The organism is Ruegeria sp. YKSE079, assembly GCF_059612845.1.
Window position 1 is genome coordinate 49586 of sequence record NZ_JBXWRJ010000017.1, and the last position, 15421, is coordinate 65006.

A 15421-nucleotide genomic window follows, 5' to 3' on the forward strand; every position below is an offset into this window, starting at 1 on the left:
GAGGCCGTAGGCATACATCAATCAGCGCCAGTGGCCAGGGGTTCGATCAGATCCGGCCCGCTGGCCCGGTTGGAATTGACGGCAACGCCAACCCGATGAAATCCCAGAACATCTTCACCTCCCGGCTGCATCAGGCGCGCTGCCCCCTTGCCCGCTTCTCCGAGCCACAAAGGCCAGTTTTCACTTTCCAGAACAAGCGGCATCCGGTGGTGAACGGCGCTCATCCTCTGATTGGCCTGCGTGGTCACGATGGCGCAGGTGGTTTCGCGGGCACCCTCAGGCCCCCAATCCTGCCAGACCCCGGCAAAGGCGATGGGGGCGTCGTCGCCGCGACGGATGTACCAGGGCAGTCGTTGACCTTGATCCGACTTGGTCCATTCATAAAAACCGGTGGCCACGATCATGCAGCGGCGCTCGCGGCAGGCGGCGCGAAAGGCCGGTTTCTCGGCGATGGTCTCGGCACGGGCGTTGATCAGCAGCGGACCCGAGTTGTGCGATTTGTACCAGTGTGGGAGGAAACCCCACCGCATTTGTACAAGTTGTCGACCGGTTTCTGCCGCGCGGATCACATGCACCTGATTGGTCGGACAGACGTTGTAGTTGGGCACCGGCGGCAAAGCATTCGCTGGCTGCGCTGCAAACAGCTGCGCCATCGCGTCGCTTGGCAGGGTTATGGCAAATCGACCGCACATCCCCGCAGCTTAGGGCCGGAAATGACGAATGCAATTCCCCGGCTCACAGGATTTCTCTTGCACCTGTCCGTGATTGCCGGTGTAACCCGTGTCATGACACTCGAAAACGATCTGAAATCCACGGTGATGCTGCTCAATCAGGGGCGGCTCAAACCCGCTCTCAAGGGGGCGAAGGCGGGTATGAAACGGCACAAGTCCCATCCGGCCTTTCCCAATATCGCGGGCATCTGCCTGTCGGGTCTGGGCAAGCACAAGGATGCGGTGCCCTATTTCAAGAAGGCGCTCAGCCTTGATCCCGGGTTTCAGGACGCGCGCAAGAACATGGCGCAGACACTGGTGTTTCTGGGTCGGGCCGACGCGGCGATGCCGATGCTCGACAAGGTGTTGCAGGCTCATCCCAAGGATATCGGCGCGCTTTACATCAAAGCGCAGGGATTGATGGCACAAGGGGACAATGACGGCGCGATGGACTGCGTCTCGGAGGTACTACGCCTCGAAAAACGGAACTATCGCGCCTTGCGGCTGCGGGGTGTGTTGCGCAAGGCTGTTGGTGACTATGAGGGTGCCGTTGCGGATTTCGAGGCGTTGTTGGCGATGAACGCTAATGACGTGGAAACGCTGGTCGATATCAGCCTGCCACTTGCCCGCCTGATCCGCAGCGACGATGCGACGGCGGCGGCGCGCAAGGCCGTGGCGCTGGCCCCCGACAACGCCGAGGCGCGGCACCGCCTGGCGACGCAGTTGCTGTCGAACGGGGACAGCGAAGGCGCTCGGTCAGAATGCGAAGCGGTTCTGGCACTGGTTCCGGGGGATCCGGTGGCGCTGGAAACGCTGGCACGGATGAACAGCGCTGAGCAGAACGCCGATCTTGCGCCCCGGGTCGAACAGGCGCTCAAGACCTTGCCCAAGGATGCGCCGGACCGGACCTATCTGCATTTTGCCCGCGCGCGAGTTGCCCAACAGGCGGGTGACATGCCGGGCTTTGCCGAACATCTGGGCAAGGCCAACGCAGCGATGGCGGCAAAGGCCCCCTATGACGCAAATGAGACGGCGCAATCACTGACATCGGTGCAAGTTCGGTTTCCGGATGAGAATTCCGTGACTTCGCCACTCGAACCCGCGTCGCCACGCCCGATCTATGTCGTCGGCATGCCGCGTTCGGGCACGACCCTGACCGAAGTACTGCTGTCGGCGCATCCCGATGTGGTGTCTTTGGGAGAGCGCGCGGTGCCCGCCTTGCTGCTCGATCACTATCTGACCGACAACACGCCCTATGACACGGGTGCCGCGCGTGCCTATGCCGAGGCAGACCGTGCGCGTCTGCCGGAATTTGCACGCAAGGCGCAGGCTTATGTTGACAAGATGCCCGAGAATTACCGGTTGCTGGGCTTCCTGTCCAAGGCGCATCCCGAGGCGCGCATGGTCCAGCTCAGGCGCGATCCGCGCGATGTCGCCCTGTCGATCTGGCAGGCCCATTTTGCCGGGGGGTCGATGACCTATGCCTATGATCTTGCGGCCATGGCCGACCGGTTCAATTTTCACGCCCGCGTCATGGCGCATTGGCACAAGGTGATGCCGGGGCGGGTATTCGAACTGCGTTATGAAACCCTGGTTTCGGACATTGAGGGCGAGACGAAGAAGCTGGCAGAGTTCTGCGGCCTCGACTGGGTCGAGAATATGGCGCACCCCGAACGCCATGAGGGACAGGTTCTGACCTTCAGCGACACGCAGTTGCGCCAGAGCGTGCATTCCCGCTCGATCGGGAAGTGGCGCAAGCACGCCGAGATGCTGGCGCCGTTCATCGACGGGCTGGACCCCGGGCTGTGGCCCGAGATCCGCGACTGATCATTTCTGGATGATGCGGCCGTCCACGTAAGGTTGATAGGGCGCGTTTTTCGCCAGGTATTCCGCGGTGACATCGGCCAGGTCAGGACCGAAGTCATAGGCGTTCTTGTCGTCACCCGCGAACACGTCATAGCCGTCGCCGCCATTGCGGACATAGTTGTTGGTCACCACAAGATAAGTTGCCGCCGGGTCGATGGGCACGAAACCATCGTCGCTGGCGACCATCACCTCGACCACCCGGCCCTCGTTCGGTGCGATCGACGGGTCCCAGGTAAAGGTCATGCCCGCCACCTGCGGGAAGCGGCCCTTGACCTCTTCGACCTGGCTGACGCCGTTTTCCAGCGCGTCGATTATGCCCTGACCGCTGATCTGGAAGGTCGATAGCGTGTTCTGAAACGGCAGCACCGTCAGGACCTCGCCCATCGTCACGTCGCCGGGATCGATCGAGGCGCGCAACCCACCCGAGTTGGCGATGGCGATTGTCACGCCCTGATCCGCTACCCGATCCAGCATTGCGTCGGCCACCAGGTTGCCCATCTCGCATTCCTGCACGCGGCAAACCGAGCGGTCGCCCTGAATCGGAGCAGCGGCGTTGGCGACAACCTTGTTGCGGATCTCGTCCAACGGCTGCGCCAACTCGTCGATACGCGCAACGGTAGCTTCGTCCTCGGTCACCGTGGCGTTCATGATCAGCGGCTCGCCCTCGGCGACGATGACGTTGCCGTCGTCATCGAAGGTGACGTTCAACTCGCCCAGGAACTTGCCATAGGCATAGGCCTGAACGATCGGCACTCCGTTGACCATGGTCGGATAGGGGCCGACCGCGTCTTCGAGCACGTTGGACAGAAGCGTATTGGAATGCCCGCCCACAATCACGTCGACACCCGAGGTTTCGGCGGCAATGCGTTTGTCGGCGGCATAGCCGGAATGGCTGAGCACGACGATCTTGTTGATGCCCTCACCCGTCAGCTTGTCGACCTCGGCCTGTACGGCGGGCACCGGATCGGAGAAGGTGACGTTGGGACCGGGCGAGGCGATTTCCGGCGTGTCGACGGGTGTAAGGCCGATCAGGCCGATCTGTTCGCCGCCCACCTCGATCACGGTAGATTTATTGAGCACACCTTCGAGCAGTTCCTCGCCACTGAAATCGGCGTTCGACATCAGGATGGGAAAGTCGATCGCGTCGATGAAGCCGCGCAGAACCTCGGGGCCGTCGTCGAATTCGTGATTGCCCACGGTCATCGCGTCATAGCCCAGCTTGTTCATCATCTCGGCCGCGACCTTTCCCTTGTAATAGGTATAGAACAGCGAGCCCTGGAACTGGTCGCCGCCGTCGACAAGGATCGAGTTGCCGGCTAGCGCACGCGCGTCCTCGATCGCGGACACAAGCCGCGCGGTGCCGCCAAAGCACTTGCCCTCGGCGTCGTCCTCGGCATCGCAGGCGCTATCGTATTTGTTGATCGGCTCGAAGCGGGCGTGGAAATCATTGGTATGCAGAATGGTCAGCTTGTATTCGGCCACCGCCGCGCCGGCGGTCAGGCCAAGCGCGGCAACCGAGGTCAGAAATCGGGTAAACATCTGGTTGACTCCCTAAAGTTGTTTTTCTTTGGATCGTGCGCCGGGTCTTTGGCAGAGTCAAAGGGTCTGTGCAGGCGACGTAGGGGGAATTGCGGCTTGATATTGCCCCGGCCCCGAGGCATCTGGGCGTTATGCTGATCTACAAGATTTTCCGGGCGGACGAATGGGCCGTATTACAGACGCAGGGCGAGACCACTGGCGCGCCGGTCGATGTGGCCGACGGGTTCGTTCATTTCTCGACCGCCGAACAGGCTGCCGAGACCGCCGTCAAGCATTTTGCGGGGGCCGATGGGCTGACCGTGCTGGCCTGCGATGGCGACGCGATGGGCGATGCGCTGAAATGGGAAGTGTCTCGCGGCGGTGCATTGTTTCCTCATCTTTACCGCAACTTGCGGCTGTCGGACGTAGTCTGGGCCAAGCCGCTGCCGCTGGTGGACGGGCAGCACCGCTTTCCGGATGAGATGGTATGAGCGGGTATGTCGATCCCGAGCGGGAGCAGTTCGAGGCCTTCAAGGCACTTGACCGTGATCACCCCATCGAAATGCTGAACCTTGTGAAATTTCGCGACAGGGCGGTTTACCCCGAAGGTCACGAACTGGCGGGCGCGGGGTTGACCGGGGCCGAGGCGTACCAAAGGTACGGGGCCGAAACCGCGCCGATCATTGCGCGGCTCGGGGCCGCGATCGTCTGGCGCGGGGCGTTTCAATCCGTTCTGATCGGACCTCAGGAAGAGGCTTGGGACGAGGTGTTCGTTGCTCGCTATCCTACGGCACACACGTTTCTTGAGATGGTGACCGATCCGGTTTACAGGCAGGCCGTGGTGCACCGGCAGGCGGCGTTGGCGACCTCGCGCCTGATCCGCTGCGCCCCGGCCCAAAGTGGAAAGACATTCGGATGAAGATGATCGAAAAACTGGGGTTGGCCGCCCTGCACCGGATGGATCCGGAAGCGGCGCACGGGCTGTCCATAAGAGCCCTGAAGATGGGGCTGGCGCCCGCGCTGGGGCCTGTGACTTCACCCCGGTTGCGTACCACCGTCGCCGGTCTTGACCTGCCGAACCCTGTAGGGCTGGCGGCCGGGTTCGACAAGAACGGCGAGGTCCTGGGGCCGCTTTCGCGCGCCGGGTTCGGGTTTATCGAGGTTGGCGCGGTCACCCCGCGCCCGCAACCTGGCAATCCCAAGCCACGACTCTTCCGGCTAAGCGAGGATCGCGCGGCAATCAACCGGTTCGGTTTCAACAATGACGGCATGGAGGTCATGGCCAAGCGGCTGGCGGGCCGTCCCAAAGATGCGGTGATCGGTCTGAACCTCGGTGCCAACAAGGACAGCGACGACCGGCCCGGCGATTTCGCCAAGGTGCTGGCTCATTGCGCCGAATACCTTGATTTCGCCACAGTCAACGTCTCGTCCCCCAATACAGAAAAGCTGCGTGATTTGCAGGGCAAGGCGGCATTGGGCGCGCTGCTGTCCGGTGTGATCGAAACCCGCGACGGCCTGCCGCAGCGTTTGCCGGTGTTTCTGAAGATCGCGCCGGACCTGACAGACGACGAATTACAGGACATTGCCGATGTGGCGCGCGATACCGGAGTGGATGCGGTGATTGCCACCAACACCACCCTGTCGCGCGATGGTTTGCGAAGTGTCCACAAGGGCGAGGCAGGCGGCTTGTCGGGTGCGCCCTTGTTCGAAAAATCCACGCGGGTTCTGGCTCGTCTCAGCCAATTGACCGAAGGCAGCCTGCCGCTGATCGGGGTTGGTGGCATCAGCACCGCCGAACAGGCCTATGCCAAGATCTGCGCGGGTGCCTCGGCGGTTCAATTCTATACCGCGATGGTTTATGGCGGTTTGTCGCTGGCCGCCGATATAGCGCACGGGCTGGACGACTTGCTGAAGCGCGACGGGTTAGACACTGTGGCGCAGGCTGTGGGCAGCAAAAGAGAGGACTGGCTGTGATCGAATATTGGCACAATCCCCGTTGTTCGAAATCCCGCGCGGGACTGGCGCTTTTGCAAGAGCGCGGCGCAACGATCACCGTGCGCAAGTACCTAGAGGATGCTCCCAGCCTTGAGGAGTTGAAGGCGGCCCAAGCCGCGCTGGGGCTTCGCGCGGTAGAGATGATGCGCACCGGCGAGAAGGTGTTCAAGGAGCTTGAGCTGTCGAAAACGGACGCAGACGAGGTTCTGCTGGCCGCTATGGCCGCCCATCCGATCCTGATCGAACGCCCCATCGCGTTGTGTAACGGCAAGGCCGCGATCGGTCGCCCGCCCGAGGCTTTGCTGGACCTTACCTAGGTCGACCTGGAGCCCGGCGGGTCCCATCGCACAAGCTCTGTCGGTTTTTTTTGCTCGTCGCGGTCACAAACAGTGCTCCTGTTTCGTCATAAAGGCGAAGGGAGACATCTATGACAAAATCCATCCTCGTCGGATTGGCGGCCTATTTCTTGCTGTTGGCCGCCGGTCTGGTCATTGCACCTGCTGAATTCTATCGCTCGGTTCCTGGCGTCTCGTCCACCGGGCCTTTCAACGACCATTTTGCCCGGGATATCGGCTTTGCTTTTTTCGTCAGCGCGACCGGTCTGTTTCTTGGCGCGCGCCGTGGCGACCGGACGCTCGTAGTGCTTGGCGCGGCATTCCCATCCTTGCATGCCGCATTTCACGTCGCCTCATGGGGCCACCATGCATCGCCTGACAGCGCCACGGTTTTGTTCGACATAGCTGCCAATACCATTCCCGCCGCCGTCGCCCTGGCCCTCGCACTGCGCCTCAAGGAGGTTCCGGCATGATCAGAGCTATCCTGAACAGGATGTTGAACAAGTTCGAAAAGGACAATGACTATGACGCCAGCTATATGCGGCAGGTCGCGGAAGTTTGGCCCGGTGCTGCACTTCGCTACTTCGGCCTGTCATTGTTCAGCGGAATGACAGGACCCGCCCCGCAAATCTGGGCCGGTGCGCTGTTGGCATCGACGCTGGACGGCGATTGCGGGCCTTGCGCGCAGCTTGTCGCAGGTTTTGCCCTGAAATCGGGCGTACCGTCCGATCACATTGCGGCATGCCTGTCACGCAACTTTGACGCCGCGGGCGAAGCTGGTCTAGGGTTCCGTTTTGCCGAAGCCGTGATCGCCGACTTGCCCGAGGCGGACGACCTGCGACTGGAAATCAGCAAGCGACATGGCGAAAGGGCGGTGATTGCGGCGACTTATGCCGCAGCGTCCGGCCGGGTCTACCCGGTCATGAAACGGGGGTTGGGCCACGGGCAGACGTGCCAGAAAATCTCACTCGGCAAGACACTGCATCCTGTAATACGGTCGGCCCGATGACAAAGACACGACTTGACCGGTTCGAACAGGAACGCCCGCGCCTGATGGCGCTGGCCTACCGGATGCTGGGCGAACGCGCCGCGGCCGAAGACGTCGTGCAGGAGGTCTGGCTGCGCTGGTCCGACATCACAGGCGACACCATCGGCAATCCTGCCGGCTGGCTGCACACCACGACGATGCGGTTGGCCATTGATGCGCTGCGGTCGGCCCGGCACCGGCGCGAGGTCTATGTCGGACCGTGGTTGCCTGAACCGCTGGTGCGCGATGCGAGCGCCAGCAGCGAAGACCATCTGTCTCTGGCACAGGATTGCGAACTGGCGTTGCTATGGGCGATGGAGCGGCTGACCCCCGAGGAGCGCGCGGCATTCGTGCTGAAACAGGTCTTTGACGCCGACTACGAAGAACTGGCACAGGTCCTGGACAAATCCGAGGCAGCCTGCCGTCAACTGGTCAGCCGCGCCGGGAAAAAGGTGAAATCGGCAGGGCCGAGGTTTAAGGTCGAGCCACAAGAAACGGCCACGATGCTGGCCCGGTTTTCCCAGGCTGTCGCGGCGCAGGATCGCGCCACGGTCTTATCGCTGATGTCCGCCGATGTCACCGCAATCAGCGATGGCGGCGGCAAAGTGCGCGCCGCGTTCCGCCCATTGGCGGGCCGGGACGAAGTGGCGCAGGTATTGCTGTCGATCGCATCGAAACAGGTCGGGCGTGTCGATGTCAGGACGGTCAGGGCCAACGGCGCGCCTGCACTGGCGGTTCTGGACGGCGGCGCAGATGACATGGTGTTTACGCTGACGGTCAATCGGGACGGGCTGATCGACTGGATCTATATCATGCGAAACCCCGAGAAATTGCCGCACCGGCCACCACTGCCGGGCGTCGCGCATTGACCCGGCCGTTCACCACAATTCGGGTTTGTGCAGCGCCGGCACGCATTGGGATGGCCCTGACAGGGGCGTCGCATCTTTTGACGACAACGGCTGTCCCAGCCAGCCATGCGGATGGTTCAATTTCAGCGGGGCCTTTGCAAAATCCTCGGTGATCTGCTGAAAACCGACCCGGGAATAGTAACCGGGATCGCCGTAGGTTGTGACATAGTCGACGCCGCTGAGGCGCAACTGATCCAGCCCATGCGCGATCAACTGTTGGCCGATGCCTTTCTGTTGCTGGTCCGTCCTGACCGCCACGGGGGACAGAATGAACACTACCCGTGAATCCTGCGCATAGTGCAGCCGTGAAAAGCAGATGCAGCCAACCAGCGCCTCGCCCGCATAGGCGGAGAATACATAAAGGTCGTTCTTGGGAGTTGTTGCCAGTAGTTCGGCAACCAACGCACCGATGATCCGGCCCTCCCCTTCCCCCTCCGAGGCGGTGAAGGTGTCCTGAAACAGCGTGGCAATCTGCTGTTCCCGCCCGTTGTAACCGGATATGAATCTCATCCCGTTTGTTCCTTCCCTGACATCCGTGTGTCTGTGTGTCGGACAGTCATGCCACCTGCGCCTCCAGCCGCGGATAGCGCAGGCCCAGCGTCAGACCGCGGGCGATGTTAAGCACCATCAGCGCCGCCCAGAGTCCGTGGTTGCCGAGCGTGGGCACCAGAAGAAACAACGCCAGAACGTAGATGATGACCGACTGGATCATTGCGATTCTCATGTCGCGAGTCCATGTCGCGCCGATATAAATGCCATCGAACATCCAACTGGCGACGCCCAGAACCGGTGCCAGCGCCGCCCAGATCAGATAGTCACGCGCGCCCAGACGCACGTCGGGTGACGTGGTCATGATGTCGATAATCAGCGGACCCGCAACAAAGAACACTGCTCCCAATACGAGCGCGCCGCCCACCCCCCATTGCGAGGCGATGATCCCGGCACGTCGCAGCTGATAGCGATCCTTTGCGCCAACAGCACTGCCCACCAGCGCCTCGGCGGAAAAAGCAAAACCGTCAAGCGCAAAGGCGGTGATTTCCAGAAACTGCAGCAACACCTGATTGGCGGCGAGGTTGACGTCGCCCAGATCAGCGCCGACGAACAGAAAAGTGGTGAACGCCCCGGTCAGCAATACCGAGCGCACCATGATGTCGGCATTCACCTGCAACATGCGGCGCAGGCGGGTGGCGTCAAAGATGCGGGCCCAGTCGTGCCACTGTTCACCGGCGAAAGCCTCGCGGCACAGGCACAAGCCCAGCGCGAGGCCGGTCCATTCGGCGATCAGGGTCGCGGTGGCGACGCCTTCAACCCCCCAGCCCAGCCCCAGAACGAACCAAAGGTCTAGCGCAATGTTGAGACCATTCATCCAGATTTGCAGAACGAAGACACCGCGCGTTTTCTCGATGGCGATCAGCCAGCCGGTGACGGCATAAAGCGCGATGGTGGCGGGCGCGCCCCAGATGCGAATCTCCAGATAGGTGCGGGTCAGCGCCTCGACCTCGGCGCTGGCAGGGGCCAGTGCGAAAGCGCCCCAGAACAAAGCCGCTTGCGCAACGATGATAACCAGCCCCGCCGCGAAGGCCAGAAGCAGGCCGCGCATCAGCAGCGCACCGGTCTCGGCCATGTCGCCCAATCCGCGCGCTTGCGCGGCAAGGCCGGTGGTGCCCATGCGCAAAAAGCCGAACACCCAATAGATCGTGGCGAGGATCACCGCGCCGATGCCGACCGCGCCGATGGGGGCGGCCTGCCCCATCTGCCCCACCACGCCGGTATCGACGGCCCCGAGGATCGGAACCGTTGCGTTGGACAGCACGATGGGCAGGGCAATTTTCAGCACCCGCCGATGTGTGATGGGTGCCGAGGCGTCCTTCATGGCGGGTCAGGCTTTTTCGGATCGCGGCTGTGGCATCAGGAAATGGCCGGTCGCCTGGGCGAACATCTTTGAATGGTGGTCCTGCCACGCCTCGACCCGGACCGAGGCGTAACGACGGCCCGAACGGCTGATGAATGCGCGCGCATAGGCGTCGCGCGGCAGGCCCGAGCGCAGGTAGTCGACGGTAAAGTCGATGGTCTTGGGAAAGCGCATATTGTCGTCGGTCAATATCTCTTCCGGATCGATTTCGCCGCTTTCGATCCGGGGAAACAGGTGCGACCAGCTGAGCGTGATCACCGCCGTCACCTCAAGGAAGGCCGCCGTTACGCCACCGTGGATGGCCGGCAGGAACGGATTGCCGATGTGTTTTTCGTCGAAATTCAGAACCCCGGTCAGCTCGTCCCCGCGACGGTCGAAACTGATGTTGAGAAAGCGGATATAGGGCACGCCTTCGACCAGCGCCTTGAGTGCGGCATCGCGGCGCTGCTTGACCACCTGCATCGGTTCGGGACGGGCGCGCGCCATATCAGCGGCCCTCCACGGTAAAGGCGCCCGAGGCGGTGGCGACAGGTTGGTCCTGATCGTCATCGGTGGCGGTTGCACGGACAAAGGCAACGTTGCGGGTGATGTGATAACAGGTCGCGCGCGTCGAAATTCGCTGGCCCGGCGTCGCGGCGCGCATGTAGTCTATGCGCAAGTCGATCGTCGCGGTGCCGCCGGGGGCGGAGGGATGGCTCATCACTGCGGCACCGCAGCAGGTATCCAGCATGGCCGATACTGCCCCGCCATGAATCACCCCGGTGCGCGGATCACCGATCAGGTCTTCGTTGTAAGGCATCGATATCTCGGCCTCACCGGCACCGATATGATCAAGCTCCAGCCCCAGCGCCTTGGCGTGCGGGATGGCCTCGATGAACTGGCGAGCGAGTTTTGTTTTGTCGACCATAGGCTTGGGTCCTGCTGTTGAGTGCCCCTTTATGGGCCGCTGCGACATCAAAGAGCAAGACCGCCTGTTGCGCATGACGAAACGACACCATAGGTTGCCGGGCGAGGAGAAACAGAATGTCCGACACCCGTTTGTCATTCAAAGAGATGTGCGCGGAATTCGACGTAACGCCGCGCACGCTGCGCTATTACGAGTATATTGAACTGCTGCAGCCAGACCGCGAAGGGCGTTCGCGATTTTATGGCGCGCGGGAACGCGCCCGGATGAAGCTGATTTTGCGCGGGCGCAAGTTCGGCTTCCCGCTGGAAGAGATTCGCCAATGGCTCTTGATCTATGAGGACGAGGGCAATCAGGCGCAGATGTCAGCTTTCATCGAAATGGCCGACCGTCAGATGCAAGAGTTGCGCCAGCAGCGCGAACAGCTTGACGAGGCGATGGACGAGTTGAAGCGACTGCGTGACCAGACCGCCAATAGTCTGGCCTGACGGGGCGCTCTCCATCTCTCACTTCATCGTCATCCGAGCACGATACCCGTTGCCAGAACATGGGCAGACCGCCAAGCATGGCGCATGTATCGAGTGGAGGATCGAGCGTGACACAGTCCCATTTTCTACGTTCGTCATACAACGCCAATGAAAGGCGATTTTGCCCCCTTCAGGTTGACGTTGCGGAAATAAAATTTCCCGAAAGATGCCTGACGCGAATTGATCTTACGTCACCAAAAAAGTGACGCAGCGTCTAGCTTACGTAAACGTCAATTGCATGTTGTAAATCGCCCGACACCCGGCCAACTCGATATCACCAGGTACGTGATTTGAGAGATTGAGACATGAATGAAGAACTGATGACCATTCGCGAGATGTGCGAGACCTATGACGTGACCCCTCGCACCTTGCGGTTCTACGAGGCCAAGGAACTGCTGTTCCCGATCCGCGAAGGTCAAAAACGGCTGTTCACCAAACGCGACCGCGCCCGACTGAAACTCATCCTGCGCGGCAAGCGTTTCGGCTTCAGCCTCGAAGAAATCCGGCAACTTCTGGACCTGTATCACGCCGGCGACCAGCAACTGACACAGCTGACCCGCACCTATGAGATCGCATGTGACCGGCTTGCTGACATGGAGTTGCGCCGAGACGAGCTGACCCAGGCCATCGAAGACCTGAAAGAGCAACTGAAATGGGGCGAAAAGGTCATCGCCTCGATGAAAGAAGAAAAGAAGGCGGCCGAGTAACGCCTACCCCGCCCCTCAGAAAATTGAAACAATTGGGAGCCTTCCATGCCCGTCTACAACGCCCCAACCAAGGATACGCAATTCATCCTGCATGATGTCCTGAACGTTTCCGCCTCGGACGTCCCCGGCTATTCGGACCTGGAACCTGAATTTACCGGTGCGGTTCTGGACGAGGCAGGCAAGATCGCGACCAATGTGCTGCACCCGCTGAACGTGGTGGGCGATGCCGAAGGGTGTCGACTGGAAAACGGCATCGTCTACACCCCGACGGGGTTCAAGGAAGCCTTCGAGCAGATGAAGGAAGGCGGTTGGACCGGGCTGGACATGCCCGAGGAATACGGCGGACAGAACATGCCTTATGTACTGGGCACTGCCGTGGGCGAGATGTTTTCCGCCGCGAACCAGGCGTTCGTGATGTATCAGGGCCTGACCCACGGCGCGGCCTCGGCCATTCTGGCGCATGGGACCGATGAGCAGAAGAACAAATACCTGCCCAACATGGTTGCCTGTGAATGGACGGGCACCATGAACCTGACCGAGCCGCATTGCGGCACAGATCTGGGTCTGATGCGCACAAAGGCGGAACCGCAGGGCGACGGCAGCTACAAGATCACCGGGCAAAAGATCTTCATCTCGTCCGGCGACCACGACATGGCTGACAACATCATCCATCTGGTGCTGGCGAAAGTTCCCGGCGGCCCCGAGGGCATCAAGGGCGTGTCGCTTTTCATCGTGCCTAAATTCCTTGTCAACGACGACGGCAGCCTGGGCGAGCGCAACGGCGTCTCGGTCGGCAAGATCGAGGAAAAGATGGGCATCCACGGAAACTCGACCTGCGTCATGAACTATGACGCCGCAACCGGTTGGTTGCTGGGCGAAGAGCACAAGGGCATGCGCGCCATGTTCACCATGATGAACGAAGCGCGTCTGGGCGTGGGCATGCAGGGGTTGTCCCAGGCGGAAGCTGCATTCCAAAATGCCCTGGAATATGCCAAGGACCGCCTGCAGGGCCGCGACGTGACCGGGGTGAAGAACCCGGACGGTCCGGCCGATCCGCTGATCGTGCACCCTGACATCCGCCGCAACCTGATGGATCAGAAGAGTTTCACCGAAGGTGCGCGCGCGTTCATCCTGTGGGGCGCCACGATGATCGACAAGGCGCATCGCGCACAGGACAAGGACGCAGATGGACTGATCTCGTTGCTGACGCCGGTCATCAAGGGTTTCCTGACCGACCAGGGCTATGACATGACCGTACAGGCGCAGCAGGTTTATGGCGGCCATGGCTACATCGAGGAATGGGGCATGTCGCAATATACCCGCGATGCCCGGATCGCGATGATTTACGAGGGGGCCAACGGCGTTCAGGCTTTGGACCTCGTGGGTCGAAAACTGGCGCAGGACGGCGGTAAGCACGTGATGGCCTTCTTCGAGATGGTCAAAACCTTCTGCAAGGAGAACGCAGGGCAGGACGAATCCTATGACAAGGCGTTTATCGAGCCGCTGAAGGCTGCATCCAAGGATCTGCAGGCCGCGGGAATGTATTTCATGCAAAACGGCATGAAGAACCCCAATAACGCGTTGGCGGGCTCTTATGACTTCATGCACATGTTCGGCCATGTCTGCCTGGGCCTGATGTGGGCGCGAATGGCCAAGGCCGCGGCGTCACGACTGGCCGCAGGTGCTTCTGACGCCGCGTTCTACGAGACGAAGATCGCGACCGGGCGCTATTACATGGCGCGCCGCCTGCCCATGACCGCCACGCACCTGGCGCGCATCCAGTCGGGCGCTGACACGGTCATGGCGTTGGAGGCCGCAAATTTCTGAGCATTGCGGCGGGGTCCGCCCCGCCGGCCCAATCACTGAAGAAAGAGACATGCCGAAACGCTTTCGCCTGACCCGCCGCTTCCCCGTCGCCATGACGGAAGACGCCTACCGCAAGCTGAAACAGTTTGCGAAACAGTCAGGTCTGGACGAGGGCGAGGCGCTGTCGTTTCTGTTCGAGAATTTCAACAGCGTAGTCGACGAGGAAAACATGATCCACCGCTTGCGGCTGTTCAACGCGGAACTGGAGGAGCGCAAGAAATGAGGACACATCCCATCTTCATCGGTTGCACGAGTGGTTGGGTCAGGACGCCTCCGGCGAGAGTGCTTATGAAAAGATGAAATGGGATGCGTCCCTGCCGTCGAGCGTGTTTGCCGACAGGACAGGGACGACTTCGCCTTTTGCGGTCATTGGCTCTCCAGGCAGAACCGCAAAACCAATGAACCAAACCGAAGAAAAAAAGATGTCACCTTCATCACTTCATCTTTTCACAAATACTTATGGCCCCACGGGCCCCACACGCGCCACGGGAGGGGCGAGCGCATGACCATCAAACTTCATTGCTTCGGAGAAAGCGGCAATTCCTACAAGGCGGCGCTGGCGTTGGAAATGTCAGGGCTCGAATGGAAGCCGGTTTTCGTCGACTTTTTCGGCGGCGAGACCCGCACGCCGGAATACCGCGCCACTGTCAACGAGATGGGCGAGGCGCCGGTTTTGATCGACGGCGATTTTCGCACCAGCCAGTCGGGCTGCATCCAGGCCTATGTGACCGAGAAATCCGGCAGGTTCGGAGGTAAGACCCGCGAGGAGAACTATGACATCCTGCGATGGGTGCTGTGGGACAATCACAAGCTCAGCTCGATGGCGGGCCTGACCCGGTTCCTGATCCATTTCCTGCCCGAACAGCACCGCGACCCGAATGTGATCGCTTTCAACCAGGGGCGGCTCAAGGCCGCTTACAATGTGTTGAACGCCCACCTTGAAGGCCGCGACTGGATCGTTGGGGACAGCGTGACCAACGCAGACCTGAGCTGTTGCGGCTACCTCTATTACCCCGAGTCTTTTGGATTCAACCGTGCAGACTGGCCCCATATTGACGCCTGGCTGACCCGGCTTTCCGAACAGCCCGGCTGGAAAGCACCCTATGACCTGATGCCCGGCAACCCGTCGGATCGCGCTTGAGGAGA

Annotated in this window: 19 protein-coding genes; 13 read left to right on the top strand and 6 right to left on the bottom strand. The window is 61.0% G+C overall.

Annotated elements, in window-relative coordinates; all coding sequences use genetic code 11:
- Nucleotides 1–17: 17 nt before the first annotated feature.
- Nucleotides 18–692 (bottom strand): SOS response-associated peptidase, encoded by a 675-nt coding sequence (locus tag AC2FMY_RS15795; RefSeq protein WP_496807689.1) that lies wholly within the window; start codon nt 690–692, stop codon nt 18–20.
- 21 nt (nt 693–713) lie between these two features.
- Here AC2FMY_RS15795 and AC2FMY_RS15800 point away from each other — a divergent pair, with 21 nt between their 5' ends.
- Entirely contained in the window at nt 714–2537 is a 1824-nt protein-coding gene (locus AC2FMY_RS15800) for a tetratricopeptide repeat-containing sulfotransferase family protein (RefSeq protein ID WP_496807690.1), read from the top strand.
- Here the strand turns inward: AC2FMY_RS15800 and AC2FMY_RS15805 are convergent, their stop codons facing one another.
- Nucleotides 2538–4115: a bifunctional metallophosphatase/5'-nucleotidase gene (locus AC2FMY_RS15805; protein WP_496807691.1), complete on the bottom strand. Its 1578-nt coding sequence runs from the start codon at nt 4113–4115 to the stop codon at nt 2538–2540.
- Between the two features lie 131 nt (nt 4116–4246).
- Between AC2FMY_RS15805 and AC2FMY_RS15810 the strand changes: the two genes are divergently transcribed.
- The 7 genes from AC2FMY_RS15810 (at nt 4247) to sigJ (ending at nt 8320) form a co-directional block, all read left to right on the top strand.
- Nucleotides 4247–4585 (top strand): DUF952 domain-containing protein, encoded by a 339-nt coding sequence (locus tag AC2FMY_RS15810; protein ID WP_480751324.1) that lies wholly within the window; start codon nt 4247–4249, stop codon nt 4583–4585.
- Entirely contained in the window at nt 4582–5013 is a 432-nt protein-coding gene (locus tag AC2FMY_RS15815) for a DUF1330 domain-containing protein (protein ID WP_496748537.1), read from the top strand. The genes AC2FMY_RS15810 and AC2FMY_RS15815 overlap by 4 nt, the downstream gene beginning before the upstream one ends.
- Nucleotides 5010–6068: a quinone-dependent dihydroorotate dehydrogenase gene (locus AC2FMY_RS15820; RefSeq protein ID WP_496807692.1), complete on the top strand. Its 1059-nt coding sequence runs from the start codon at nt 5010–5012 to the stop codon at nt 6066–6068. Before AC2FMY_RS15815 ends, AC2FMY_RS15820 begins: the two co-directional genes overlap by 4 nt.
- Entirely contained in the window at nt 6065–6406 is a 342-nt protein-coding gene (gene arsC, locus AC2FMY_RS15825; protein WP_480751249.1) for an arsenate reductase (glutaredoxin), read from the top strand. The genes AC2FMY_RS15820 and arsC overlap by 4 nt, the downstream gene beginning before the upstream one ends.
- Nucleotides 6407–6516: 110 nt before the next feature.
- Nucleotides 6517–6897, top strand: coding sequence for a hypothetical protein (locus tag AC2FMY_RS15830; protein ID WP_496807693.1), 381 nt, complete (start codon nt 6517–6519; stop codon nt 6895–6897).
- The gene (locus AC2FMY_RS15835) at nt 6894–7433 is read left to right on the top strand and encodes a hypothetical protein (protein ID WP_496748491.1); all 540 of its coding nucleotides are present in this window, start codon (nt 6894–6896) and stop codon (nt 7431–7433) included. The genes AC2FMY_RS15830 and AC2FMY_RS15835 overlap by 4 nt, the downstream gene beginning before the upstream one ends.
- Nucleotides 7430–8320 (top strand): RNA polymerase sigma factor SigJ, encoded by an 891-nt coding sequence (gene sigJ / locus AC2FMY_RS15840; protein ID WP_480751245.1) that lies wholly within the window; start codon nt 7430–7432, stop codon nt 8318–8320. The genes AC2FMY_RS15835 and sigJ overlap by 4 nt, the downstream gene beginning before the upstream one ends.
- 9 nt (nt 8321–8329) lie before the next feature.
- On the opposite strand, the gene AC2FMY_RS15845 is transcribed toward sigJ, so the two are convergent.
- From AC2FMY_RS15845 to AC2FMY_RS15860, 4 genes are read right to left on the bottom strand one after another with little or no spacing between them, the layout of a single operon-like run.
- A complete protein-coding gene (locus AC2FMY_RS15845) occupies nt 8330–8869 on the bottom strand; it encodes a GNAT family N-acetyltransferase (RefSeq protein WP_496748492.1) in 540 nt (179 codons plus the stop codon).
- Nucleotides 8870–8915: 46 nt separating this feature from the next.
- Nucleotides 8916–10232, bottom strand: a complete 1317-nt coding sequence (locus AC2FMY_RS15850; protein WP_496748493.1) for an MATE family efflux transporter — start codon at nt 10230–10232, stop codon at nt 8916–8918.
- 6 nt (nt 10233–10238) lie between these two features.
- Nucleotides 10239–10757 (bottom strand): PaaI family thioesterase, encoded by a 519-nt coding sequence (locus AC2FMY_RS15855; protein ID WP_480751239.1) that lies wholly within the window; start codon nt 10755–10757, stop codon nt 10239–10241.
- Nucleotide 10758: 1 nt separating this feature from the next.
- Nucleotides 10759–11178 (bottom strand): PaaI family thioesterase, encoded by a 420-nt coding sequence (locus AC2FMY_RS15860; protein WP_480751238.1) that lies wholly within the window; start codon nt 11176–11178, stop codon nt 10759–10761.
- Nucleotides 11179–11294: 116 nt separating this feature from the next.
- Between AC2FMY_RS15860 and AC2FMY_RS15865 the strand changes: the two genes are divergently transcribed.
- From AC2FMY_RS15865 to AC2FMY_RS15885, 5 genes are all read left to right on the top strand, one after another.
- A complete protein-coding gene (locus tag AC2FMY_RS15865) occupies nt 11295–11663 on the top strand; it encodes a MerR family transcriptional regulator (RefSeq protein ID WP_496748494.1) in 369 nt (122 codons plus the stop codon).
- Between the two features lie 344 nt (nt 11664–12007).
- Entirely contained in the window at nt 12008–12409 is a 402-nt protein-coding gene (locus tag AC2FMY_RS15870) for a MerR family transcriptional regulator (RefSeq protein ID WP_480751236.1), read from the top strand.
- 45 nt (nt 12410–12454) lie between these two features.
- On the top strand, nt 12455–14236 hold the full coding sequence (locus AC2FMY_RS15875) for an acyl-CoA dehydrogenase C-terminal domain-containing protein (protein ID WP_496807694.1): 1782 nt from the start codon (nt 12455–12457) through the stop codon (nt 14234–14236).
- Between the two features lie 49 nt (nt 14237–14285).
- Nucleotides 14286–14498, top strand: coding sequence for a hypothetical protein (locus tag AC2FMY_RS15880; protein ID WP_496746784.1), 213 nt, complete (start codon nt 14286–14288; stop codon nt 14496–14498).
- Nucleotides 14499–14777: 279 nt separating this feature from the next.
- Entirely contained in the window at nt 14778–15416 is a 639-nt protein-coding gene (locus AC2FMY_RS15885; RefSeq protein ID WP_496746788.1) for a glutathione S-transferase family protein, read from the top strand.
- The last annotated feature ends 5 nt before the right edge of the window (nt 15417–15421 follow it).